19 protein-coding genes are annotated in these 26,300 nt (G+C 37.8%); 9 read left to right on the forward strand and 10 right to left on the reverse strand.

The features are described from left to right. Positions 1–16: 16 nt before the first annotated feature. Positions 17–745 (reverse strand): JAB domain-containing protein, encoded by a 729-nt coding sequence (locus PQG52_RS04225; protein ID WP_271828067.1) that lies wholly within the window; start codon positions 743–745, stop codon positions 17–19. A 56-nt stretch (positions 746–801) separates the two neighbouring features. Between PQG52_RS04225 and PQG52_RS04230 the strand changes: the two genes are divergently transcribed. The 6 genes from PQG52_RS04230 to PQG52_RS04255 all read left to right on the forward strand — a co-directional run bounded on the left by PQG52_RS04230 (position 802) and on the right by PQG52_RS04255 (position 7,775). Further along, positions 802–3,012, forward strand: a complete 2,211-nt coding sequence (locus tag PQG52_RS04230; RefSeq protein WP_271828069.1) for an ATP-dependent helicase — start codon at positions 802–804, stop codon at positions 3,010–3,012. Beyond that, positions 3,009–3,914 carry a 50S ribosomal protein L11 methyltransferase gene (locus PQG52_RS04235; protein ID WP_271828071.1) on the forward strand — a complete coding sequence of 302 codons (906 nt, stop codon included), beginning with the start codon at positions 3,009–3,011 and terminating at the stop codon, positions 3,912–3,914. The genes PQG52_RS04230 and PQG52_RS04235 overlap by 4 nt, the downstream gene beginning before the upstream one ends. Next, positions 3,911–4,417, forward strand: a complete 507-nt coding sequence (locus PQG52_RS04240) for a GNAT family N-acetyltransferase (RefSeq protein ID WP_271828073.1) — start codon at positions 3,911–3,913, stop codon at positions 4,415–4,417. The genes PQG52_RS04235 and PQG52_RS04240 overlap by 4 nt, the downstream gene beginning before the upstream one ends. 25 nt (positions 4,418–4,442) lie before the next feature. After that, on the forward strand, positions 4,443–6,200 hold the full coding sequence (locus tag PQG52_RS04245; protein WP_271828075.1) for an aminopeptidase P family protein: 1,758 nt from the start codon (positions 4,443–4,445) through the stop codon (positions 6,198–6,200). Positions 6,201–6,284: 84 nt separating this feature from the next. Then, positions 6,285–7,307 carry an isocitrate/isopropylmalate dehydrogenase family protein gene (locus PQG52_RS04250; protein WP_271828077.1) on the forward strand — a complete coding sequence of 341 codons (1,023 nt, stop codon included), beginning with the start codon at positions 6,285–6,287 and terminating at the stop codon, positions 7,305–7,307. Between the two features lie 126 nt (positions 7,308–7,433). Further along, positions 7,434–7,775, forward strand: a complete 342-nt coding sequence (locus PQG52_RS04255) for a DoxX family protein (protein ID WP_271788698.1) — start codon at positions 7,434–7,436, stop codon at positions 7,773–7,775. Between the two features lie 65 nt (positions 7,776–7,840). On the opposite strand, the gene PQG52_RS04260 is transcribed toward PQG52_RS04255, so the two are convergent. Together PQG52_RS04260 and PQG52_RS04265 are read right to left on the reverse strand one after the other, a co-directional pair. After that, the gene (locus PQG52_RS04260) at positions 7,841–8,308 is read right to left on the reverse strand and encodes a hypothetical protein (protein WP_271828080.1); all 468 of its coding nucleotides are present in this window, start codon (positions 8,306–8,308) and stop codon (positions 7,841–7,843) included. A gap of 1 nt (position 8,309) precedes the next feature. Further along, on the reverse strand, positions 8,310–9,002 hold the full coding sequence (locus tag PQG52_RS04265) for a glycine zipper domain-containing protein (RefSeq protein ID WP_271828081.1): 693 nt from the start codon (positions 9,000–9,002) through the stop codon (positions 8,310–8,312). Positions 9,003–9,199: 197 nt separating this feature from the next. Here PQG52_RS04265 and PQG52_RS04270 point away from each other — a divergent pair, with 197 nt between their 5' ends. Further along, positions 9,200–10,864: a carboxylesterase/lipase family protein gene (locus tag PQG52_RS04270; protein ID WP_271828083.1), complete on the forward strand. Its 1,665-nt coding sequence runs from the start codon at positions 9,200–9,202 to the stop codon at positions 10,862–10,864. A gap of 12 nt (positions 10,865–10,876) precedes the next feature. On the opposite strand, the gene PQG52_RS04275 is transcribed toward PQG52_RS04270, so the two are convergent. Next, positions 10,877–12,136, reverse strand: a complete 1,260-nt coding sequence (locus tag PQG52_RS04275) for a Glu/Leu/Phe/Val family dehydrogenase (RefSeq protein WP_271828084.1) — start codon at positions 12,134–12,136, stop codon at positions 10,877–10,879. 196 nt (positions 12,137–12,332) lie between these two features. Here PQG52_RS04275 and putA point away from each other — a divergent pair, with 196 nt between their 5' ends. Together putA and PQG52_RS04285 are read left to right on the forward strand one after the other, a co-directional pair. Next, positions 12,333–15,974 (forward strand): bifunctional proline dehydrogenase/L-glutamate gamma-semialdehyde dehydrogenase PutA, encoded by a 3,642-nt coding sequence (putA, locus tag PQG52_RS04280; protein WP_271828086.1) that lies wholly within the window; start codon positions 12,333–12,335, stop codon positions 15,972–15,974. A gap of 502 nt (positions 15,975–16,476) precedes the next feature. Next, entirely contained in the window at positions 16,477–17,121 is a 645-nt protein-coding gene (locus PQG52_RS04285; RefSeq protein ID WP_271828087.1) for an FMN-binding negative transcriptional regulator, read from the forward strand. Positions 17,122–17,140: 19 nt separating this feature from the next. Here the strand turns inward: PQG52_RS04285 and PQG52_RS04290 are convergent, their stop codons facing one another. From PQG52_RS04290 to PQG52_RS04315, 6 genes are read right to left on the reverse strand one after another with little or no spacing between them, the layout of a single operon-like run. Next, positions 17,141–18,691, reverse strand: a complete 1,551-nt coding sequence (locus PQG52_RS04290) for a formylglycine-generating enzyme family protein (protein WP_271828088.1) — start codon at positions 18,689–18,691, stop codon at positions 17,141–17,143. Beyond that, positions 18,688–19,911 (reverse strand): ABC transporter permease, encoded by a 1,224-nt coding sequence (locus PQG52_RS04295; protein WP_271828089.1) that lies wholly within the window; start codon positions 19,909–19,911, stop codon positions 18,688–18,690. The genes PQG52_RS04290 and PQG52_RS04295 overlap by 4 nt, the downstream gene beginning before the upstream one ends. Beyond that, positions 19,908–20,612, reverse strand: coding sequence for an ABC transporter ATP-binding protein (locus PQG52_RS04300; protein WP_271828090.1), 705 nt, complete (start codon positions 20,610–20,612; stop codon positions 19,908–19,910). Before PQG52_RS04300 ends, PQG52_RS04295 begins: the two co-directional genes overlap by 4 nt. A gap of 2 nt (positions 20,613–20,614) precedes the next feature. Then, positions 20,615–22,606 (reverse strand): vWA domain-containing protein, encoded by a 1,992-nt coding sequence (locus PQG52_RS04305; RefSeq protein ID WP_271828091.1) that lies wholly within the window; start codon positions 22,604–22,606, stop codon positions 20,615–20,617. Then, entirely contained in the window at positions 22,603–23,655 is a 1,053-nt protein-coding gene (locus PQG52_RS04310; protein WP_271828092.1) for a hypothetical protein, read from the reverse strand. The genes PQG52_RS04305 and PQG52_RS04310 overlap by 4 nt, the downstream gene beginning before the upstream one ends. Further along, on the reverse strand, positions 23,652–26,294 hold the full coding sequence (locus tag PQG52_RS04315) for a virulence factor SrfC family protein (RefSeq protein ID WP_271828094.1): 2,643 nt from the start codon (positions 26,292–26,294) through the stop codon (positions 23,652–23,654). Before PQG52_RS04315 ends, PQG52_RS04310 begins: the two co-directional genes overlap by 4 nt. Between the last annotated feature and the right edge of the window lie 6 nt (positions 26,295–26,300).

Below are 26,300 nucleotides of genomic sequence, written 5' to 3' on the forward strand. Positions count from 1 at the left end.
TAAAAACAAGTTTTCATTATATGCTAAGATTGGTACTTTTTAAAACACTGAAATATTGAGAATCAAAACAAATAATATGATCGCCTAAATTTAAATCAAAATGATGGGCTGAACTCTGTAGAATCATCGAAAATTTCGTTTCATTTTTTCGCATTAAAGGTGTAAATTCATTACCTACACCATAATAAATAGTGATTAAATGGGTTGCGTAAAGATTTAGTGCTTTTTGTATGATTAATGAAATTGATTTTGTATTTTCATGTAAGATATACTCATCACAGATAAGTTTTTGTTGATTGTTCAGGAAAAGTAACCGCAACATATGTTTGTGATTGTCGTTTTTGTCCATTGGATATTCATTTAAATAAACAATCACATCTTTCCAGCGTTTTAAATAAGGACGGTTTTGAAAATCGGGTAAAGTAAACCGTTCTATTAATTGTTTTAATAATGAAATTAACTGTATTAATTCTTGAGATAATTTCTCTTTTTCTAATAATTCAGTCGAAGCAGTAAACACCCCATCCAACGAGCCAAAACTATTAATTAACTGTTTTGCCAATGGCTTTGTATCTCTTCTTGGAATGACTAAATAAAGCAACATTTCGAGAAGTTCATAATCCTCAAAAGCTTGTCCACCTTTTTGCAATAGCTTTGAGCGCATCCTTCCCCGATGCCCAACACCATTCAGAGTGGTAAATTGTTTGCTTCTTTTTGAAACAGGCGGTAAAAAAGAATTATTCATCTTAAATCTTGTTTTATGTTGCTTTATAGTAATTCATCAAAGTTATTTACAAAAATATGACCGAGTATCTTAACCAATTAAATCAAGCGCAACGCGAAGCCGTAGAAACCACAGAAGGACCTGTATTAGTTCTGGCCGGTGCAGGTACTGGCAAGACCAGAGTATTAACAACCCGTTTTGCACATATTTTGTTAACTGGCAAAGCATATCCTAATCAAATATTGGCTGTTACCTTTACCAATAAGGCTTCAAAGGAAATGAGTGAGCGAATTGCTCATTTAATTCAACAACCCGTTGATGGACTATGGTTAGGCAGCTTTCATAAGATCTGTGCTAAAATGCTAAGAATTAATGCACATCTTGTGGGATTAACTTCTAATTTCACAATTTTAGATACTGATGACCAAATCAGATTACTTAAACAAATTATTCCTTCTTATCCAATTGATGTAAAAACGACCCCTCCCCAGCTTATTTTGGGAACAATCCAGTCTTGGAAAGATAAAGGCTACTCCTTTGGGAATTTACCTTCTTCTGAAAAAAATACCCCAGAAAATATTATTATTCAAGAAATATACCACGCCTATCAAGTGCGATTACAGCAATTAAATGCTTGTGATTTTGGGGATTTGATGTTGCATGTTTTTAACATTTTTAATCAACATCCAGAAATCTTACAAAAATATCAGAATTATTTCAGATACATATTAGTGGATGAGTATCAAGATACGAATACGATCCAGTATTTATGGTTACGACTTTTGGCACAACGATCCGATAAAGTTGCGAATATTTGTTGCGTTGGGGATGACGACCAATCGATCTATTCTTGGCGTGGTGCCGAGGTTGCTAATATTTTACGATTCGAAAAAGACTTTCCCAATGCCAAAATTATTCGCTTGGAAGAAAATTACAGATCAACTCAACATATTCTTGGTGCAGCTTCGGAATTAATCGATCATAATTCGCAACGTTTGGGAAAAACACTACAAGCAGCGAATGAAACACTTCAAAATGAAAAAGTGCATATTGCCTCTATATGGGATTCAGACGAAGAATCCCGTTTAATTTGTGATCAAATAATTGCTTTACAAAAAGACGGGCATCGATATGGGGATATGGCGATTTTAATGAGAACTGGCTCTCAAACTCGACCATTCGAAGAACGTATGATTATGTTGGGTTTACCTTATAAAATTATTGGCGGATTACGTTTTTATGAACGTGCAGAAATCCGAGATGCTATTGCTTATATGCGTATCGTTGCCCAGCCAAATGATAATCTGGCTCTTGAAAGAATTATTAATGTGCCCAGAAGAGGTGTCGGCAGCGTCGCATTACAAAAGATACATATGACCGCACGTGAACTTGACGTTCCAATGTTGCAAGCAGTTGATTATTTACTAATTAACAATCAGCTCAAAGGAAAAATATACACAGAGCTGACACAATTAATGAATCAATTGGATCAAACCAGAAAGAAAATCGAAACAGAGGGTCATGTCAGTGCCATTGATGATTTGCTAAACACTTGTGGTTATATTGACATGTGGAAACAAGATAAGTCGCTCGAAGCCGCTGGTAGGCTGGAAAACATTAAAGAACTTTTCCAAGCAACAGCTGAGTTTCCAACCTTGGTCGAGTTTCTAGAGCATATTTCTTTGATAATGGATAATGATGATTTATCAGGTGATGATAAAGTTAACTTAATGACCTTACATGCCGCCAAAGGGTTAGAGTTTAATATTGTTTTCTTGCCTGGTTGGGAAGAAGGGCTTTTTCCTTCTCAGCGCACGATGGATGAAAGTGGCAATTACGGTCTTGAAGAAGAACGCAGGTTGGCTTATGTCGGAATTACCAGAGCCAAACAGCGATTATTTATTTCTCATGCAGCGAACAGACAGATTTATGGACAATGGCAATCATCTATCCCCAGTCGTTTTATAGAAGAGCTTTCGGATAAACATACAAAACGAACTTCTCATCTGAAGCAAAGTCAAAATCGTTCAAAAAGAAATAATGATTATTATGATCGTTATTCATCGCCCAAATTTTCGACTGAATTTTCACAAGGAACCTCTTACTCACAATCTAAACGCTCTTATACCGCACCTCAATCCAAGAATATTCCAGTCGGCAGCCGTGTCTTTCATCAAAAATTCGGACATGGGACTGTTCTCAGCACTGAAAATAATAAACTTGAAGTTGATTTTGATAAATCAGATATTAAACACGTAATTGACAGCTTTGTAACGTTAGAATCATGACATTAAAAACAAAAAGACACGCCTCTGCTCTGGAAACCATTTCTGTTGTTGTTCCAGAAGCACATGTAGAAATCTTTGAAAATGCGTTGGGCATCATTTGCCCAACTGTTGGTATTTTCGAGGAAGATTCCGATAATAATATCTGGCGCTTGGAAGGCATCAAAGATGTTGGTTATGGCGAAGAAGAGCTTGCCAATGCCTTAACCTTAGCCAACAGTATTTCTGGTATTTCCCCTGAGTTACAAAGAAAAACGACCGAGACCGATGGCTGGCTGGCCAGAACCTATGAAGCCTTTCCTGAACAAGCCATCGGAAAAAGATTTATCATTCGTGGAACGCATTTAGATGATACACCATCCCCTTCTCATCTTGTGTTAACCTTGGATGCAGGGGTTGCATTTGGGTCGGGTGAGCATGGATCAACACGGGGTTGTTTGATTGCGCTTGAAAAAATTGCCCATCTGAAACCACAACGCATTTTAGACCTTGGTTGTGGTTCAGGCATTTTGGCAATGGGTGCCGGGGCTTTATTAAATAAAAAAGTGCTGGCTGTTGATATCGAACCTTGGTCAGTTCGTGCAGCCAAGCAAAATGTTATTCGTAATGGGTTAAGAAATTTAATTGTCTGTGAACATGGTAATGGATGGTTATCACCGTCTATTCGTAAAAAAGCCCCCTTTGATCTTGTTTTTGCCAATATTCTTGCACGACCTTTATGCAAAATGGCCAAAGATTTAGCGAAAAATTTGGCTCCTGGTGGGCGAGTTATCCTATCTGGATTACTGGCAACGCAGATCCCTATGGTTTTGATTGCTCATCAACGCCAAGGGCTAAAATTACAAGAAAAAATCATACAAGGCAGCTGGGCTGCATTAATTCTCTATAAACCGACAAAATCATGACCCATATTAGACATGCTATTCCCTCAGACCTCAGAGGTATCCTTGAAATTACAAATCATGAGATTATTCATGGCACTGCTTTTTGGATGACCATTCCAAGAACTTACCAAGAGCAAGTGCAATGGTTCGAAGCCAGAGAAAAAGCTGGCTTTCCCGTTTTTGTTGCGGTTGATGAAACTCAAAAAGTCTTGGGCTTTGCCTCTTATGGTTCATTCAGAGTTTATGACGGATATAAACACACCGTCGAACATTCAGTATATGTATCCCCTCATGCTCAAGGAAAAGGATTAGGTAAAGCTTTACTGAAAGATCTGATTGCTTATGCTCAACACCATAAAGTTCATGCAATGATTGCAGCCATCACTGAGGGTAATACAGCGTCTGTTCGGTTACATGAATGGTTTGGGTTTAAACATGGTGGGATTTTACCTCAAACAGGGATTAAATTTGATCAATGGTTAAACCTTTTATTTATGTATAAAATCTTAACGACTGAAGACTAAACCTTATTGAAAAGTCCAAGAAACGATGAATTCTGCACAAAAGCTTGCTCAAATACGCGCTATTTTCAAAAAACAACAGATCGATGGGTTTGTTATTCAAAGAGGTGATGAATTTCTGAATGAATATGTCGCACCCTACGCAGAACGTTTGGCTTGGTTGACTGGATTTACTGGCAGTGCAGGTATGGCTGTTATATTAGATCAAAAAGCTGCTGTTTTTTCAGATGGTCGTTATATTTTGCAAATGCAGCAAGAACTTAATCAAGACCATTGGGAAAGTTTTCATATTTCCAAACATCCTCCTCTTCAATGGATTATAGAGCAAAATCAACCCTCTATTCAGCTTGGATATGATCCAAAACTGATGAGTGAAAAAGATTTGAAAGCTTTTGAGCATTCTTCTATCACATTAATTCCAATAGAAGCCAATCCGATCGATGCAATATGGCACGATCAGCCTTCCCCACCTCACCATCCAATTGTTCCTCATGACATTCAATTTTCAGGTCAAGATCATCATGAAAAGATCGAAATTCTCCAACAAGCATTAATTGCTAATCAAGAAGATGCGTATATTTTATGCGATCCAGCTTCTATTTGTTGGTTATTAAACATCAGAGGTTCAGATGTGCCTTATACGCCTATTCCACTGGTGTTTGCGATTATTACTCAGAACGAAGTTGCCTTATATGCTGACGCTGCACAATATATAAACAATTTATCCGAATTTTTAGGGAATAATGTTCTTTTAAAATCTCATACAGAGCTAGAGACCGACTTAATCACCTTGGCAAATATGAATATTGCTTTTGATCCAGCGCAAACGCCGATCTGGTTTATACAAACTCTTGAAAAACATGAGGTTACTTTTAGTAAACGGAGCAATCCATGCACGTTGCCCAAATCTCGTAAAAATTTAATTGAACAAGAAGGATCACGTCAAGCCCACCTTAGAGACGCGGTGGCGATGTGTCGCTTTTTATATTGGTTAGAGCATCATGGTGTGGGTCATAGTGAAGTCGAGGTTGCTAAAAAACTTAATGGTTTCAGACAAGAGGCTGGTGGTGATTTCTATAAAGAAGAAAGCTTCCCAGCTATTTCAGGCGTTGGTGCCAATGGTGCAATTATTCACTATCATGCTACCCCTGAAAATTGTTCAATTCTAACAGAAGATAAAGCTTATTTAATTGATAGCGGTGGGCAATATCTTGACGGCACTACGGATATAACACGCACCATTTGGCTAGGAAAAAATATAGCACCTCAAGATTTAAAAGAGGCCGTAACCTCCGTATTACAAGGGCATATTGCGATATCCTCTGCTATTTTTCCAAAAGGCACTACAGGAAGTCGATTAGACGTTTTGGCACGATATTCCTTGTGGCAAAAAGGATTAGATTACGATCACGGAACGGGTCATGGGGTGGGTAGTTATCTTTCAGTTCACGAAGGCCCTTGTCGTATTTCCTCAATTCCTTTCCCAGTTCCTTTACAAGAAGGAATGATTATTTCCAATGAACCAGGATATTATCTTTCTGGTCAATATGGCATTCGTTTGGAAAATTTATTGCTGGTGACCGCCGCCACTCATAATAATTTTTTACAATTTGAACCTTTAACATTGGTGCCTTTTGACAAAAACCTTATTGATACAGAAATGTTATCCAAAAACCAAAAAAATTGGTTAAACCAGTATCATCAACAAGTATTTGATAAAATATCACACCATCTTAATAAGAACGAAAAACAATGGTTACAACAGGTTTGCTCCGATGTAACATAGTTGTTCCTTTTGTATTTATAAAAAAGGATTATAATAGCTTATCAATCGTTGTTTATCGCAATTTAACCTTAAAGGAAATTTTAAATGTCTGATTTAATTCCCGTAACCCTTATCCCTGGTGATGGTATTGGTCCAGAAATTATTGCCTCTACTCTTGAGATTTTAGAAACAATCAAAGCCCCATTTCAATGGGATAAACAATTGGCAGGCATGGCCGCAGTTGAAGCCTCTGGTGATCCTTTGCCTCAACAAACGATTGATAGTATTCATAAAACAGGGTTGGCGTTAAAAGGTCCTTTGACCACTCCAGTAGGTAAAGGATTTCGTTCAATCAACGTAACCCTTCGTAAAGAATTCGGTTTATATGCCAATGTTCGTCCTACACGCACCTTAATTCCAGGCGGACGTTTTGAAAATGTTGATATTGTTTTGGTTCGTGAAAACCTTGAGGGGTTTTATGCTGCGATGGAACATTATATTCCTGTTGGTGATGATCCAAAAGCGATTGCAACTTGCGCTGGATATACTTCCAGAACCGAATGTCGTCGTATTGTAAAATATGCTTTTGATTATGCGGTTAAAAACAATCGTAAAAAAGTGACTTTGGTTCATAAAGCCAATATTCTAAAAGAACTATGCGGTTTATTTTTAGAAGAAGGTCGTAAAGTTGCCAAAGAATATGAAGGTAGAATTGCATGTGAAGAACGTATTGTTGATGCCTGTGCAATGGAATTGGTTTTAAAACCAGAAACCTACGACGTTATTGTAACAACCAATTTATTTGGTGATATTTTGTCTGATTTAACCTCTGGGTTGATCGGTGGTTTGGGAATGCCTCCTGGTGCCAATATTGGTGAGAAAGCAGCCATGTTTGAAGCAGTTCATGGTTCTGCCCCTGATATTGCTGGTAAAAATATGGCTAATCCGTTGGCAGTATTACGTGCATCTGCCATGATGTTGGAATATGTTAATCGTGTTGATTTGGCGAAACGTATTGAATCTGCCATTGAAAAAGTGGTTGTTCATGACAAAGTCCATACCAAGGATTTGGGTGGGAATGCATCAACCAGCGATATGACTGCTGCATTAAAACAAGCAATCGCTTAATAAAAAACAGGAATGTTATTTCTATGTATTGCCCTAGAAATAACATTTTTAATTTTTATATATTTGATATTAACTTTGTTTGTAAAAAATATTATAATCAAGGTATGGCTTTTAAAGGAGTTTAAAATGGCTAAGCATTGTAAAAAAATATGGCGTGCTCTTGTCGGATTGGGATTTGCAGCTTGTGGTATCAGTAAGGTTCTAGGAGTGGACATCCAAGCAAAAAGATTTGCGCAATTAAATTGGTCTGAATCTAATATGAAAACTCTTGGTGGCGCTCAGATTGCGGGTGCTGCAATGCTTGGTTGTAAAAAAACATCTAAGCTAGGTGCACTACTTTTGGCTGGATCTGCATTATGTTTATTGGTAACTGGCTTCAAACATAACAGAAAAGAAGAGCTAGCAATCGACAGCTTTGGTGTTCTTGCTGCTCTATCAATTCTATTTTCTAAAAAATGTAAAAAATAGAAAATATAGCGTATCGTCATGAAGTAAATAGCTCTTTTATAGTTATAAAAGAGCTATTTTTGCATTTACATATTGCCTAGAATATTCGATAAGGCATTGATATCTTGCTGTGAAGGATCAGTTGATACTTTAGCTCGTTTAGCGTTATAATTTGCTAATTGCTTTTCTTTTTGCTTTATCTCTTGTGAACTCATAGAGTGATCCGCTTTTGCTTTTTGAAGATTTTGACGTACAGCCCATGCTTGACTATCAATCTTGCTCAACTCATTTCGGCGCTGAGCAATATCATTTTGCAACTGATTGGCTTGCTGATAAGATTGTTGTGCTTGCTGTTGTTGTTGTGTGGCGCTTTGTTGTTCGCTACCCAACTGATTTTTTAAATCTTGAGTTCTATTTTGATATCCACCACCTACAGAACATCCAATTCCAGAAAAGAAATTCGCTTGATCTGGATTACAATTTTGCGTAGAAGAACATCCTACTAGAAATAAAAAGCCTGTAAATGGTATGAAAAAACGTAAAGATTGAATCATTTTACCCTCTTGTTTGACTGTATCCAGAGGGTTGAGCCCCCATTCCTGTTGCCAACACATTTTCCGCATATTTTAAGCGACTAATTGCATCATCAGTTTGTTGTGCTTCTTGTGTAAAACGAGGATCTTTTGATAAGGTTGCATATTGATGCATTTGACGGCTTTGCTCTGAATAATAATTAATTTTATTATTCAAGTTATTAGATGTTTGCTGAATAGAAGCTAATTTTCGTTGATATTGAGCATTTGTGATTTTCTTAGACGCAATTTGTTGATTTAACGTTGCTAATTGCTTTTGCGCCGCGTCTACTTGCTGTGCTGCTTGTTGTGCATCGGCTTGTGCGGTCACGGTAATTTGATGTGCGGCAGCAATTTGTTTATTTAAATCGTCTTCTGTCATTTGCTGACCTTGGGTTCTATCAGCAACCATGTATCCTGCTCCTGTTCCAACGGCTGCCCCGCTTAATGAGCCAATTAACAGTCCTTTTTTACCACCAACAAGTCCTCCTACCAATGCACCCAGAGCAGTACCTGCCACTGCGCCCGTTCCTAACGTATTATTATACTGCGCATTACGTTGATTTTGTTTATTTTGTTCTGGAGTTAAATTTGGGTTATTTGTTGCACTACATGCTGAGAGCATGATACAAGCTGTACTAACAGCAAGAATTTTTGAAAAATTTAAATTTAACATATATGAATCACCTTAATTTTTTTATTGTAATTTGATTGTTTTACAATAAATACAAAGCTTATCTATTAATAAATGATGCTTGATATTATATACACAAATTAGGTTGTAATTTTGTCACTTTCATTAAAATCACTTTATCTTTACAAGGCTTCTCTGTAAAAGGATTAGCATTTACTAAATTTCCAAAGACTTATAACATGGTTGTACTAGGCTTACTCAGATCAATATTATTTATAGAGATTATATATTTAACCATGCCAGCGTCTTTTGCTGATACTCAGAAAATACAATCTTATAGTACACCTATTATTTCTGTACAGAATGCAGGAAAAATCCAAGGATATTTTAACGATGGTTTAGCCATTTTTAAAGGAATTCCCTATGCAGCTCCTCCGATTAACTCTTATCGATGGCTTCCGCCTCAACCTGTACAAGAATGGCAGAATATAAAGAAAACTACTGATTTTGCTCCAATGTGCAGCCAAAAACCAAATAGTTGGGACAAAGATCCATCTTTTCAAACGACAAGTGAGGATTGTTTATATTTAAATATTTGGGCCCCTCAATCTTATTTTGCTAACTTAAATAACCAACATTTCTATCCTGTTATGATTTGGATACATGGGGGTGGATTTGTTTCTGGGGGAAGTTCTTTACCAGTTTATGATCCTTCCGAACTTGCGAAACAAGGAATAGTTGTCGTGAGTTTTAACTACCGACTTGGTCGATTTGGGTTTTTTACCCATCCCGCCTTGAACAGTGAAAATGAAGAATATAAATCTGTCAATTATGGTTTAATGGATCAGATTGCTGCCTTAAAATGGGCTCAAAACAATATTCCATCTTTTGGTGGTGACAGTAATAACGTGACAATTTTTGGAGAGTCTGCTGGTGGTGCCTCCATTTTATCTTTGATGACTATTCCAGAAGCAAAGGGATTATTTAATAAAGCAATTATTCAATCTGGAACTGGACATACACGTGCCTTCCCTCCTACCCCAAAAGATCAAGCTGAACTCAAAGGCAGCAACTTTACTCAAAAACATCATATTTCAGGGAATGATATCGATATTTTAAAACAATTGAGAGCGCTGCCAACCGATGATATTGTGGGTGATCTCAACATTCAAAATTTAAAATCTGATATGTTCGCTGGATTGATTATCGATCAAACACTTTTAACCCAGTCTCTTGAAGATGCATATGAAAAAGGTGATTTTTATCCTGTTCCGTTATTAATCGGAGATAATGATGGCGATGGCGTTTTGCTTTCTAAAGTTACATTACCTGATTTAAATAAAGATTTAGAGACGACCAACGATGAAATTAATCAGATATATAATCCAAACAGAAATAAATCTGAAATGAATGTTGTTCGTCAAATTATTGCAGATATCCAATTTTTAGAACCTACCCGCAGATTAACACAACAATTCGTTAAGAAAAATGTTCCAGTTTATCGTTATCGATTTTCATATATTGCTGATACTGCTCGTTCTTATAGTTCCTATGGGGCGCCACATTTTTCAGAAGTTCCCTTTGTATTCAATAATTTAAATAGTGTTTATCAATCTGTAAGTAATCAAGACAGGGCAATGGCCAAAGCAATGATGACATCTTGGGTCAATTTTGCCAAGAATGGTAACCCATCAGTTACCGGTTTCCCGAATTTCCTTTCTGTAAATCAAGCCCCTCAACAATTATTGAATTTTTCAATGAGTGGGATTAGGTTCGAAAAAGACCCTTTTGAAAATAGGCTAAATTTTATTGAAAAACTTTTTAATCTTAAAAAATATAAGACTAAAACGCTAGTGCAGGAGATTCCAGCAAAAGTAAATTTACCAGAATATCCTACACGTTAATACATTACAATCTTATGGGAATAAGCCTCTGGCTTGTTTAGCAGCATTGACGCGTCTTAAACCCGCACAAGTTGCAGCCATACGATTGCTTACTTTTAATTCTTTGGCGCTTTTAACCGTATCGTAAAAGCCTTTATCCATGATTTTTTTCATACGACTAATAATTTCTTCTTCTTCCCAGAAGAATTGTTGTAAATCTTGAACCCACTCAAAGTAACTGACAGTAACCCCACCAGAGTTACATAAAATATCAGGAATGATGAACACTTCTGGACGTTTGGCGAATACAGCATCTGCTTCAAGAGTTGTAGGACCATTAGCTGCTTCAGCTAGAATTCTACATTCAATTTTATTAGCGATTTCTTCTGTAATAACACGTTCAACAGCTGCGGGAACTAATACATCACATTTAATAGTTAAAATGGCGTTAGGATCAGTCAAGCATTCTGATGAGTATCCTTTTAATACACCATGTTTTGAGACATAGTCTATAATTTCAGGAATATTCAACCCTTTTGGATCATGGTAAGCAGCAGTATGATCGCTGATCGCTAGGATTTTAACACCCAAAGCATGTAATTCATTCGCTGCAACAGAACCAACATTTCCAAATCCTTGAATCACAGCTGTTGATTGAGCAAGATTTAAATTAGTTTCTTCTGCTGCACGAACAATTGTATGGGTGACGCCACGACCGGTCGCCTCTCTACGCCCAACAGTTCCACCACAACTGACAGGTTTTCCTGTAACAATTTCTGTTACGGTTTGACCAGCATCATTAGAATAGGTATCCATAAACCAAGCCATGACTTGTTCATTTGTACCAATATCAGGAGCCATCACATCAACGTGTGGACCAACAAAAGGAATTAACTCTTGCATAAAGCGTCTTGATAATGCTTCTAATTCTTTTGGAGATAAAGAATAAGGATCAACACGTACGCCACCTTTTGCACCACCATAAGGCAGATTCATTAATGCGCATTTCCAGCTCATCCATAAAGATAGTGCAGCTACTTCACCAATATCAACATGTGGGGAAAAACGAACCCCACCCTTTGCTGGTCCTAAGCTCAGGTGATGTTGCACACGATAGCCTTCATAAACAACTGTTGACCCATCATCACGATGAATGGGGCAAGTCACTGCAATAGCTCTTTTTGGGTACAGCAACCGATCACGTTGATCGGTTGGAATTTCTAAAATATCTGCTGCTTGTAAGAATTGCTGACGTGCCATGCCAAATACAGGGCCACCATAAATATCGAACATAATCCTTTTATATCCTTAATATTAGTGAAATCTAGCTGAATACTAACCTTAATTTTCGTTCGCGGTAAATAAACTTAAAGTGTTCAATAAAACTTATGAAACCCCTTTAAATTATACTTTAACAAATAGATATTTCATGTAATAACCAGCATAATGGTAATTGTGCTCATCTTGCACTTCAACATCGAGGTTCTCTATGTCTGTTTTTTCTCAATTTGATGATATTGTACATTCACAAGCTCCACTAAGAGCCAAAATTACTGAGGCAACTCGTCGATCTGAAATGGATTGTATTCAATCGCTTATTCAAGAAGCAACAGTATCAGATACGATGAATGCACAGATTAAAAATCATGCAAAAGCACTTACTCAATATCTAAGAAAACACCGCAACTTAAAAGGTGTAGAAACCCTTGTCCAAGAATTCTCTCTTTCTTCTGCTGAAGGTGTTGCATTGATGTGCCTTGCAGAAGCATTATTGCGTATTCCAGATGTCGAAACACGTGATGCATTGATTCGTGATAAAATCAGTACTGGGGATTGGACGTCTCATGCTGGTTTTAAAAAACCGATCTTTACGAATGCTGCGGCGTGGGGATTGGCTATTACGGGAAAGTTGGTCACGCCAGTTAAAGAAGGCAATCTTGCTGCGGCACTTACCAAGTTAGCAAAACGCCGCGGTGAAAATGTTATCCGCCTTAGCCTTGATAGGGCAATGCGTATGATGGGTGAACAGTTTGTACTTGGGCAAACAATCGAAGATGCTTTAAAAAATAGTAAAAAATTAGAAAAAATTGGTTTTCGTTACTCATATGATATGCTTGGTGAGGCTGCAATTACAAAAGAAGATGCAGAAAATTATCGTATTGATTATGAAAATGCACTTCATGCCATCGGCAAATCTACTCAAGGGAGCAGCGTATATGAGCGCGCGGGATTATCCATTAAATTATCCGCATTACATCCACGATATTCCCGTGCGCAACATGACAGAGTCATGGCAGAATTATTACCCACTTTAACAAACTTAATTCTTTTGGCGCGACAATATAATGTTGGTATTAATATTGATGCAGAAGAAAGTGAACGTCTCGAACTTTCACTCGATTTAATGGAAGCCATTTGCCAGCATCCAGAACTACAAAATTGGAATGGTATTGGGTTTGTTGTCCAAGCCTATGGTCGTAGATGTCCTTATGTGCTTGATTATTTAATTGATCTCGCCCGCCGTACTAATCGCCGTTTAATGATCCGTTTGGTCAAAGGTGCTTATTGGGACAGTGAAATCAAAAAAGCACAAGTTGAAGGGCAATCGGACTTCCCTGTTTATACCAGAAAAATTTACACTGATATCAGCTATATTGCCTGCGCACGTAAATTATTAGCTCATCGTGATGCCGTTTTCCCGCAATTTGCAACCCATAACGTCAGAACATTGACAACTATTTATGCGCTTGCTGGTAAAAATTACGATCCAGAACAATATGAATTCCAATGCTTACATGGGATGGGTGAACAATTATATAGCAAGGTTGTTCAGGCAGAACATTTATCAAGACCTTGTAGAATTTATGCACCGGTTGGCACACATGAGACTTTATTGGCTTATTTAGTGCGTCGTTTATTAGAAAATGGTGCAAATTCTTCCTTTGTTAATCAAATTGGTAATGAGTCAATTTCCATCGATCAACTTATTGCTGATCCTGTAGCTGAAGCATTAAAAATTAATCCAGTTGGTAGCCCTCATGCTTCAATTAGAGCACCTTTAACTATTTATGGAAAAGATAGACTAAATTCAAAGGGAATTGATTTTAACGATGAATTTACCCTAGAAGCCCTATCTAAAGCGCTCAATTCGTCGCCAACGACTTGGGAATCTTTGCCTATTATCGCAGGAAAAGCAATTAAATCTAAAAACAAAGCTATTGATGTGTTAAACCCAGCCAATCATCAAGATAAAGTTGGAACGGTCGTCGAGGCATCCACTGAAGAAGTTAATCAAGCTTTTCAATCTGCCGTCAAAGCAGCCAAAGATTGGGCTGAAACTTCACCTGAACAAAGAGCGGCTCCGTTATTAAAAGCTGCTGACCTTTTAGAGGAACAACTCTATTCTTTATTAGGGTTGATTGTTCGAGAAGCAGGTAAATCTTTTCTGAATGCATTGGCAGAAGTTAGAGAAGCTGTTGATTTCTTAAGATATTATGCAAAAACCATTGAAAAAGAATATAATAACAAAACACATATTGCTTTGGGTGGTCCAGTCGTTTGTATCAGTCCTTGGAACTTCCCTCTTGCTATTTTCCTTGGACAAGTTTCTGCTGCTTTAGCTGCAGGTAATCCCGTGTTGGCTAAACCTGCCGAAGAAACCCCTTTAATTGCTGCAAAAGCGGTTCAAATTCTTCATGAAGCAGGTATCCCTGCTGAAGTCCTACAATTATTACCTGGTAAAGGGGATATTGGTGCAGCCTTAGTTTCTCATAAAGACGTTCATGGAGTAATGTTTACAGGATCAACAGCCGTAGCCCGTGAGATTTCTAAAAGCCTTGCAAATAGAAGATCCCCTGCTGGTGACATTATTCCTTTTGTTGCAGAAACGGGTGGACAGAATTCTTTAATTGTTGATTCTTCTGCGCTTGCTGAACAAGTCGTGGTTGATATTATTGCTTCTGCTTTTGACAGTGCTGGTCAACGTTGTTCAGCATTACGTGTATTATGCGTTCAAGAAGACTGTGCAGATCGTGTTGTGACCATGTTACGGGGTGCAACCAATGAATTAGTTGTTGGAAACCCCATTACTCTTAAAACAGATATTGGTCCTGTTATCAGTCAAGAGGCTTTGGATCGTTTAAATAAACATGTCGAGTATATGAAGGGTAAAGGATTTAAAGTCTGGTCGTTACCATTACCTGAACAAGCGAAAAATGGCACTTTCATGATGCCAACCATTATCGAAATTAATCAAATTTCGGATATTCCTGACGAAGTCTTCGGTCCTGTTTTGCACGTCATTCGTTATAAACGTAATCAACTCGATCATTTAATTGATACCATCAATAATACTGGCTTTGGGCTGACTTTTGGGGTGCATTCTCGTATTGGTGAAATGATCGAAAACACAACCAATAAAATTCACGCAGGAAATATTTATATTAATCGTAATATTATTGGTGCGATTGTTGGTGTTCAACCTTTTGGTGGTAGAGGTCTTTCTGGAACAGGTCCAAAAGCAGGGGCTCCATTCATTATCAGAAGATTATTAAAACAATGTCCTTCTTATACTGACCTTCCGAAACAAACCCCACCAACCGTTGCACAACAATGGCTTAGATGGCTTGAACAATATCAACCTGTCTTTGCTCAAACTGCACATGAGCTTTTATCCTATGGTATTGTTGGCACCAATATAGAGTTGAAAGGTCCTGTAGGTGAAGAAAATATCTACAAGCTTTCTCCTCGTGGAGCCGTATTATGTATCGCGAAAACACAAGAGATTTTATTCCGTCAAATTACATTAGCTTTGAAATGTGGAAATTCTGTTTTATTATTGGCATCAAAAGAAATTACCCAATGGTATAATCAGTTACCACAGTCACTTATGGAACAAATAACCATAGTTCAATCAGCAACTGAAAAACTATGTGTGGTCATATTAGGCGAAAAAGATTTTTCCGATTTTGAACAAGCACGTCAGCAATTATCATTTACTGAGCATGGTATTGTCTCTGCATTTGATGTCAGCGAAATCCAAGATCCAAGCGACTTTTTAATAGAAGAACAATCAGTCAGTATTAATACAACCGCTGCTGGTGGTAACGCGTCTCTGATGACGATTGAATAATATCAAATAAACAAGGAGGATTAAAAAAAACCTCCTTGTTCCTATGATTTATTGTTACGATGATCTCTTTAAAATACCTGTATATTTGCATTTATTACAGTCAGCCATCCCACAAGATAATTTAAAATGTGAAGTCTTAACTGCTTTCTTTTTCTTAATTTTTTTCATATGCTTATCAACATCAAAAATATAACTTATTGAATTATTCAATATATTCATTAAAATAAAAACTAAAATTTTATTAAGACTACTCACATATCTTGATAAAACCACTAAATATCTATATTGGCTTGAGCTTTATAATGCGCTTGATTGGTGTGATGGCGTGTGGGATTTTAATTGATCGCCTTATATTCTAATGGCGATCAAAAAAAGCAAATTAAGATTATTCAACAATGGTTAATCAAACTTCCTCAATACACATATACTTGTATCATTCAGGATAAAATTTCTAAATATCAACATGTAACTAGTTTATTATTAATTTCACTTAAGGACAAAAATGTATATCCCGGAACATTTCAAAGAAAATGATTTACAGTTATTACATACTGCAATCAAAGAAATTCAAATTGCACATATTGTGACCCAACATTCTTATGGTGTAGAAGCCAGTTTCATTCCTCTTTATTTAGATACATATCAAAATGAGAAAGGCATCTTATATGGGCATATTGCAAAAGCAAATACACAATGGAATGAGCCATTGATAAGTCCTGAAGCTCTGGCTATTTTTACAGGCGCAAATCATTATATTACTCCATCATGGTATCCTGCGAAACAAACACACCATAAAGTTGTACCAACATGGAATTATGTCATGGTTCATGTTAGAGGGAAAATAGAATTTATCCAAGACCCTCAAGAGTTATTATCGATTGTGACAAAAATAACAGATATCAATGAAAAGCAATTTAACGAGCCTTGGCATGTCCAAGATGCCCCCAGTGATTATATTCAATCCATATTGAAAGCCATTATTGGAATCAAAATTTCGATTGCTGATATTAAAGGAAAATATAAATTAAGCCAAAATTATAATGAAAACACTCAACAAAGCATTATCAATGGTTTACAAGAAACCAAAGATAATGATGGAATAAAAGTTGCTGAACTTATGCAAGATCATTTAAGTAAACATAAATAACCTTGTATAATATTTGCTTCTATTCTTTATCCCGTGCCTGTGCGGCAGGAATTGCGCTGATTTGTTTAGTTACATAATCAACAGTCCATTGTTTTTTAGGAGTTGAGAGCAGATTTTGTGTTTGATCTGCAAAAAAGGCTAGATTATCAAGTTGTCTAGTTTTAAAAGCAGTGATAACCATTGAAAATTGTTTGGTTTTATCAATGGTAGATGAAGCATCTGCAATTTGTCGAATAAGATCTAGATATCCTTCAACAGAGTTTTTCATGATCTTTTTGTGATTGGTAATATTGGCTGTAATTCCAGATTTTTGCTTTTCATTAAGCATTTTCAATGTAGATAAAGATTGCTCCAGAATTTGAATTGTATGTTGATGTTCCCATATATTCATTGCCAATGCAGCCGAAGCCTCTATTTGCGCACGCATCGTTGCAGTTTGGGCATCATTTCTAGCTCTAGCATCTGAATCGAGTTGGGCTCCTATACGATCCAAGCCTGCTTTGGTAGTAGCATCAGTTGTTTGATTTTTTAAATTATTAATCAATTGATGCGTATCAGAGGAAATATTTTCAGATTTTTGTAACAATTCTGCAAATTGACTCTGTGCTTGATTGGTTTCTTGCAAACTGCCTAAACTTGGGGCTGCAATGACAACTCGAAAACCCATTGTGGCTAGTTTGGTAGGTTGATTACTGTTCGCGTCATATAAAGGGATTTCTTCACGTAAAGCTGTATTAAGGTCAGATGGATTGAAATTATAATTCCCTCCCTTTACAACAATCCCGCCTGTTTGACCATGTAAGCGCCCTACTCTGTTCAAATGATAATAATCTTGCATCATTTGCCCAACTTCACCCAACATATCATATAATCCCAAAGGATTAGGTTTCATCGCCCCAACAGTTTGAACTTGACCATTCGCCAGCTCTGAACCCGCCATAACATATTGTTCGATCCCTTCTGGCATTGGCCAGGTGGGCTCTAAGAATTCTGTATTACTAACTTTATTCCCACCTTGAGCCGCATAATACCATTCAGATTCTGTTGGTAAACGAATGAAGCCATAGCTAGTATCACGTTTAGGCAAATCTTTTTTGGCATTTTGTAAAAGCCAAATAGACCATTTCTTTGAAAAATCTTGAGCATCGAACCAAGACACATTATTCATCGCTTTTTGCCCCGCTTGATCTGCCTTGGGGCAAGTGCCGTTATTCATAATTGCATCATATTGGTTACGCGTAACATCGTACTTGCCAATATAATAGACCTTAACGCCTGTTTTAGAAGATGAAAACGGTGCTGATAAAGGAGATTGATGGATATAATTACTATATCCTTGATCTGCACTCGTTTGTCCCATTTGTACAGGAATATCATCCAATACGCCTCCTTCAGACGGCACTTCAATAGCCCTAAATACCATTGCGCCACCACAAGGCATCGGTAATGTAAAATCATCAGGTAAAGGGTGAGGATCAATGAGATTTTTTGTCCATGAAGGATCTGCTGCAAAAGCAGGTAACGAGGTTAATCCCCCTATAATGGCTAAACCATAAATGATTAATTTCATAATGCAGTGACCCCTTCCCAAGGTTGAATTTTTGCAGCGCGATTTCCTGATAATAAACTGACAATAATACCCCCCATGACCGTTAGTCCTAAGGCACCCAAAATAATCCAGTTATTCAGTAAAAATAAAGCATGATTTGGAGGCAAGACAGAGCTAAATAATATATTAATGAGTTGACCAGCACCATAGGCTGCACCCAATGCAATAATAGCCCCTGATAATGCGAGGATAATGGCTTGCACCAAGGGAAATAAAATCAAATCCAAGGCACTAAATCCATTAAATCGTAATAAAGCCAATGATTTTCTTTTACGTTCTGTATTCGCCCATAAACCAGCGCCAAGGGAAATACATAGTCCACATCCACCCAAAGAAGCAACACAGATAAATAGCAAAGATAAACGTTTATCCAAAGATAATAGCCCTTCGACGTCCCCTGCTTTGGAAATAATATCGATCCCAGTTTTACGTAAATCAGCATCCAACGTGGGCAACTCATTAATATTATGCGTATATAAACGAAAACCCGAATAAATTGTTTGCGCAGGCAAAGGCAAATCTTTTAATTGTGGCGACCAATCCTTGATCCCGTCTTGATAATTTTCTATGCCAACTGCCAAAGGTAAGGTCACATAAGCACTATCCTGATCCGTAATTGAAGGCGGAACAATCCCTATAATCTTAAGAGAAAATTGAACTTGTTGTTTTTGTCCATTCAAAATACGATTTAAATAAGCTGTAATCTCATCCCCTTTTTTAACATGTAAATGGTTGGCTGCTGACTGTGATAAAATAATTTCATGATTATTTTCTATAAAAGGATGAATATCTTTTAATAAAGGATCATTTTTAATTGTAGGTGTTAACATGATATGTCGACCACTACCCAAGTCACCTTGTTTTTCCATAAATAAACTGGCAGCCAGCGTTCTGGTTCTGGGGGCAAGGAACTGAACATCTTTTCTATTGGCAAGTTGCTTTAATGTTTGATCCGTGAAACTACGGTTCGAGATATTAACGATCTCTCTAGCATGAGGATCTTCCAACAATGTTTGTCGGACACTCGTTAAAACACCACTACGCAAGCCAGCAATTACAATCAAAGGCGCTAATACTGCAACAATACCAAGCACTAAACACAAAGACAAAATGGGTTCACTCTTTAAATCTTTCCAAGCAAATTTTGCTGACAAAGCCCCATGAAAACGCTTATATTTCATAAATATAACCTAGTGATTTGATTTTGAGGATCCATCTCGCATGGAAATTCTGTTAACCCATATTGCAATGTTCTTTTGGTATCGTGAGAGGTCATAATCAACGCAGCCCCAGTCTCTTGAATAGTCTCTATCAATAATTCTAGTATTCCATCAGCCAAAGAAGGATGAACCGACGCTGTGGGTTCATCAGCCAAGACAATCAAAGGATGGTTTATTAATGCCCGAGCAACAGCTACTCTTTGCCTTTGCCCCACGGAAACCTGATGAGGTTTATGGGATAGAATGGCGTTAATTTCCAATCTATGAACCAAATAAAGAAACCAATCTTGATCTTTTTTACCAATCAAACCCTGAGGCATCAAAATATTTTCTTGAATAGTCAAAAAAGGAATAAGCCCTGCCGTCTGAGGAATAAAGCCAAATAAAGCAGCTCTTAACATCGCCAAATCGTCACGTTTATTCCGCTTCCATTTCTCTAAAACATCCACTTTGTCACAAAGGAATATTTTGCCACGGTCAGGTTTCAATGCCAAAGATAGCATCCCAAGCATCGTGCTTTTTCCACAACCAGAGGGTCCGGAAATTAAAATCTTATCCCCTAAACAAATACTAGCAGTAGCAATCTCTATGGTAATCCCGCCAGAAAACTGACGGGATATTTTTTCAAGATAAAAAACTTCCTTTGTCTGCTTTTCTGACATTGTTAAGGTAAAGCCTCTAACGGAACTGGAAATACCGCTTCGCCTGGATCATTATTCCCACTTAAATTGACCCATAAATCTGGATGTGCTTGATATTCTTGATAAAGACGTAAGCGACTTTCAACATTATTTAAGATGGTTCTTTGGGCAATAGCACCCATTGCCAACCAATCTTTTTCTGAAATATTCATAATATCAGATTTATAAGGTAAATCTTGGAGATACTCGCCAAGCATTCCGCCAATTTGCTCAGATTGTGCAATTTTAGAAGGGTCTCTGGCAGCAGCTGCAAACGCAGAGCGTAATTGCGTAAAGAAAGTTTGTGGTTCTGTGCGACCAGCTAGTCCAGTTTTAAGAATGATTTGTAAAGCTTGTGCCAAATCAGAAAGCTGGTTTCTGGTCAATAAGACACGAACCTCAACAGATTTCTTCATAGGATTAGATAAATCTCGATCCGTAGTATAGCTGGATACCACATCTGGAACCGATGTTTTTTCCTCTTTTCCAACATAAGCCAACTTCATTGCCTGACTTACGACCTGCAACTGTTTTTGTATGGCTTGTTGTTTGGGATTATTCGCATCAGGATTTAATCCTGCAACTGGACGACCTGTTGTATTGGAAACTTGTTGTAACAAAGATGTTGATAAGGTTTGAATAACCTCTGCAAAAGCCTCGGGCGTTCCACCTTTCACAGGGAAATATAGGGAGCCAGCTGCTCCATATTTACTCAACGCACGATATTGTTTTTCGGCGGTTTTATGATCATTGTTTTTTTGGCCTGCAGGCGTTAATAAATGAACCACAAATACTGCAACGCCTTTAGATTCCGCCAGCTGTCTGATTTCTTCAATACCTAATTTTGTTATACTATTAGGATGATCTGCGCCTCTGGCACCCGCATCTGTCACCAGAATTAAATAACGACCTGCGGATTGATTCCAATCCACCTCATCCAAAGCCGTTTTAATCCCTGCAATTGCATCTTCGTCAAAGGATTTAGAGGATACTTCGGCATCATGAACAATTGAAATCGAATCATTAATAATATCTATTGGCTTATCAAAATCAGGTTTGGCATAAACTTTGGTTTCATATTCCAATTCAGGATTATCTTTTAAACTGTCACGATAAGCAACCAAGCCAAAACGAAAATTATCTTTGACCGCTGTATTTTGAATGCGATCAACAATTGATTTAACTGCTTTTTGCGTTTGTTCAATATAAGGTTCCATACTGATCGTCGTATCCATTACAAATACGAGGCTAGCCTTAAAATTCCTTAGATTTGCAGGCGATGCATTCGTTTGACCAGTGGGTTGTGAAGGGGCAGAAATAACATGCAACAACCGTAACGGTGGACCACTGGGGCGTTCAATTTGTTGTGCATCCAAGATAGGTAATAAATAAAAATTCTTGGTAATATCAACGTAATTGGTTGGTTCCATAGCAATGACTTTATCAGAATTACCCCCCAAAGCCGCTTGCGTTAATTCTTTAGATTTTTGTGAAAGATCAGGATCTGTAATCAGCTCCTTTTCATCTTGTTCTGTTTTTAAGAATAAAGAACGTTCTCTGCCTGCTGGATTTGTGAAAGCTCCCACCAATGTATGTGACCAATTCACAGATTTATCGGCTGGGATCCAGCCTGCTATATGCCCTCTAATATCATGCCCGACTTGAATCCAGTCTTCTTTTCCTTGTGCATCTTTATGCCGTTGATACACATAAAAAACCTTAAATCCCTCTAATGGTTTTGAATTTTCCTGTGAAGGTTCAGGAGAAATTACACCACCAGGTCGTGAAATCACACGTTGATAAAGTGTATGTTTCCCTTCCATCAACAACGGCACTGTCGGGGCAGCATCTTTATTCAATGTGGGAGATATTGGTGCGGTATCAGGGGTTTCTGCATAAACATATAAACTGCCTGCAAAGACGCCAATAATTGCAACACTGGTTTGTAATAGCAAACGAAAATGAGTTAATTTCATTTCCAGAAATCCTTTAAAGTTAAACGTGCCATATCATCTCCACTCTCTGCTTTTTTCATTAGCCATTCTTTTAAAGATGCTCTGGGGGCTTCTGCTTCTTTTGATCCACCCTCTACAGCTTTTTGAAAATATCTTGCAGCTTCCCTCATATCTGGACTTGGAATAGCACCACCCTCTTTAAAATTAACAGGGCTATATAAAAGTCCCAATGTTAACATCGCCGTAACGTCCCCTTTGGAAGCAGCATTTTCCAATAATAAAACGCCATCATCATATTGTTTGGCTTCAAGCCGTCGTTTGCCTTCCTTGGTAATTAACACTGTATTGGGTGCTTTATTAATCACATCAGGAACAGACATCTTTTGTAATGTTTCTGCAAAAGAAGGTTCTGGTTTAGGGGCTGCTGGAGGTTGAGTTTTAGCAATTTCTGGTGCCTTAGGTTGTTCTTTTTTAGGCTCTTCTTTCTTAACAGCTTGCTCTTTCTTTGCTTCGGGCTGCGGTTTTTTATGTTGAATATACCAAAAGGCTCCGCCAGCACCTGCAATAACAAAAATTGCAGCAATAGATGCAATAAACGGCATTGAAGAAGAACTTTTTGTTTCTTCATGAAGCAAGGGTGCTTCGTCCTCAATTACTGACTCGGATTGAACGATAGGCTCTGGCTGAATTTCAGGTTGGGTTTTGATTTCTTCTTTTTCTTCAATAATAGATGTTGTTTTAGAAGAAGCTCCAATCGTATTAATCACCCCTTTACTATTCCCTCTTCTGGCAATAATTTCAGGCCAAATAACCGTGGCGACACATTCAAGCTCTGGGATTTTAATTTGATATGGACTATCTGGCTCTAAAATATCACCCAAACTGTCTGCATCAATCGTTAATAACAGATCATTCCCTTCAACAGCTTGTTGCAAGACTGGTTGTGACGCAATAGAGGAAAATTGAGGAAATGAAATCGTTAATTTATTTCCATAATGCTCTGCTTGTCCAACAACGGCAATAACTGCTTCCCCAGGTGCAGAAGCAAAAACTTTTAATTGAGAACTCATTTGTCTTTATGCTCCAATACTGAAATAATTCTGCCTAATAACTCATTTGCTGCTGGGTCTATACCATTCAGTTCAGAAGCCCCTGCATTTTCTTCAAAAATTTGCACTAATGCAGAAATCCAATCTCTGACAAAACGTTCATTATAAGGTGTTGGTTGCTCTGGCAATATCAATATTCCTTTGAGCTCTTCTTTAGGAGTAAAAACATGCTCACCTTTTAACCCTCGGGTCATTGGACGTTGGTCAAGAGGAACATCGTAATATCCCAACCAATTCACAAAATTACCTATTTCAATTTCTGCTAATAATGCTTGTGTTTCGCCTCTCAAAGACGCGCTGCCTGTTAGCGATGCATTTTTTCGTAATTTATCAGCCAATTGATCGCGCAAGTTGAGTCGTCTAGATAATAATGCAATATCTGCTGTTAAAGCGACCAATTGCTCTGAAGGAACGAGGTAAGTTTCTGTAACATGTTCTTGCCCTGCAAAATGTTCCATAACATTGTTCCATTTTGCCAATGCAAGGTCAGCATATTGCTCATGTCGATCTTTTGCGCTCTCTTGTTCTTCCGTAGTCGATTGTTGGGGTGCATCTTCTTCAGCATTAGGGAACATATCTTGAAACAAGCTATCAACATCACTGGCTCTCCCCATCAAAAACTTCTGATTACTGGATTGAGTCTCTAAATTACGCCATGCTTCTATCATTTGATCGCGTGTCACTTGCAGGCAAGATAATAATGGACCAAACATTTGAACAGCAACGCACTTCATTAAGGAACGAGCAATGGTTTGACCTTCTAATGATGCTTTTTTAATCGCTTCTTCTTTATTACCACTATGATAATATGGGGCTATAAACCGAGATAAATTTGCACAAAATTGCTCTAATTGTGCAGAGATTTGCTCAAACTTTAACCGACCATCACAAACTTTACCTAACGCTTGGGCTAGATAAGAGATACCACCATCATTTGGCATTAAGACCGCTTCCCAAGCATTCTCAGGATTAGCAATATAACGTTGAATAGAGCTATTCGATAAATATGCTTGCTTCATTGTTTCAACTAATGATTGTGATTTTGAAGCGATACCAGACTCCTTTTCAATACCATTGACTTGCTCGTAATCCATTACCGCTGGAAATTTAATTGCAGGGCTTCGTAGCCAATATAGATTATCAAAAGGCTGTTGATTTTTCCAATCTTCGACCCAGCTGCTTGTTTTAAAAAAATCAAGCAAGCTTGCGTTAATCCGAGCCGTCCAACGAAATCCAGAAGAAGGTGCATCCCCATCTTTTTGTTCAAATTCGCGATCAAACTTGGTTAAAACAATGAATAAATTATCCCGTTGTTTGGCTCTGTCAGCTGATGTCGCACCAATACTGCTTTTAATCCACCCATCAATCATACCAGGCAAAGTAGAAACGCTTTGTATAGAATCCCCAATACATAAAAGCATTGCCGAGATTTCTCGTTCTGCTTCATAACGTTGAAATAGATAAGCGACTTTACCTCTTAAAAATAATCGTCCCAAAGCCTCTGGTGCTTGCAAAAAATCTTGAGGGTCATAAATAATTTCCCGAGACCTAGCCCCAGGAAAGTCTAATAAATCCGTTTCCTCTAAAAATGACCAAGGCGCATCTCCTACGGGAACGGTAATCTCTGCTGTTAACGCCGTAACAATTGAGCGATTAATCATTACAGTTTTTCGATCTGGTGTTAATAACGCAACACTATCACCATGATCGGATTGTCCGAGTGTGAAAAGTGTTTCCACATTTAAGATGCTTCTTTCCCTGGGGCGTAACGCATCTGTTGCACAATACACAAAATCTGGTTGACCTAGTTGTTCCAAGGTAACAAATAATGAGCGTGCTAAATTGGTAAATTGAGGCAAGCCATTCCATAAAGGTGAAAATAAACTGACAGACTCACTGGCAGGTAAATGAGGAACAAGCAATTTTAATTTGTCCCAATATCCATCCCCTAATTTTTCCAAGCGTTGACAATCAGAGTATAAAGCCTGCAAATACTCCATTAACCCTTCGATATCATCTAAATCTACAACAGCGTTAGTCGTATTCGCGCTTGCCCCAGCAGCATCAAATAAAGCATCAATCTGTTTATCTTCCATCGATAATTCTTTGACCTTAAAATCCTCCAAGGATGTATTGGTTAAGATCTTAATAATATCCACTGCGGACAATAACCGTAAAGGCACAGGCATATTATCTTGAATGACCTGGGGTGTTCTGGTGGTAAAGCGAGAAACCAACCCTGTAGATTCATTTCCTCCTTGAGGGTTCATATCTTGCAGAAAGTTTAGCTTTTCATTTTGGTAATGAGCCTCCAAAGTTTTCCCTGGTTTAGTAGCTAAACTTGAAACTAAATAAGACTTTCCAGACTGGGAGGCTCCGAACACAGCAATGGCTGGTGGTTGACGACAGGCTCGGTTTAATTGACGTGCTTGACGGCGAAATCGTCGTAACGTTGCTTTGAGACGTTCACCATCCCCTTTGACTGCTTTTGGATTATCATCAAACCAAGACAAAGCTTGGTCAGAGGCGTTTAAAACTTCACTGTTACGCGCTTGTAGTGTTTGGATCATTTCTTGATTATCTTTAACCATCTTAATCATATCTTT

Source organism: Commensalibacter communis, from assembly GCF_947179105.1.
GTDB classification, from domain to species: Bacteria; Pseudomonadota; Alphaproteobacteria; order Acetobacterales; family Acetobacteraceae; genus Commensalibacter; species Commensalibacter communis.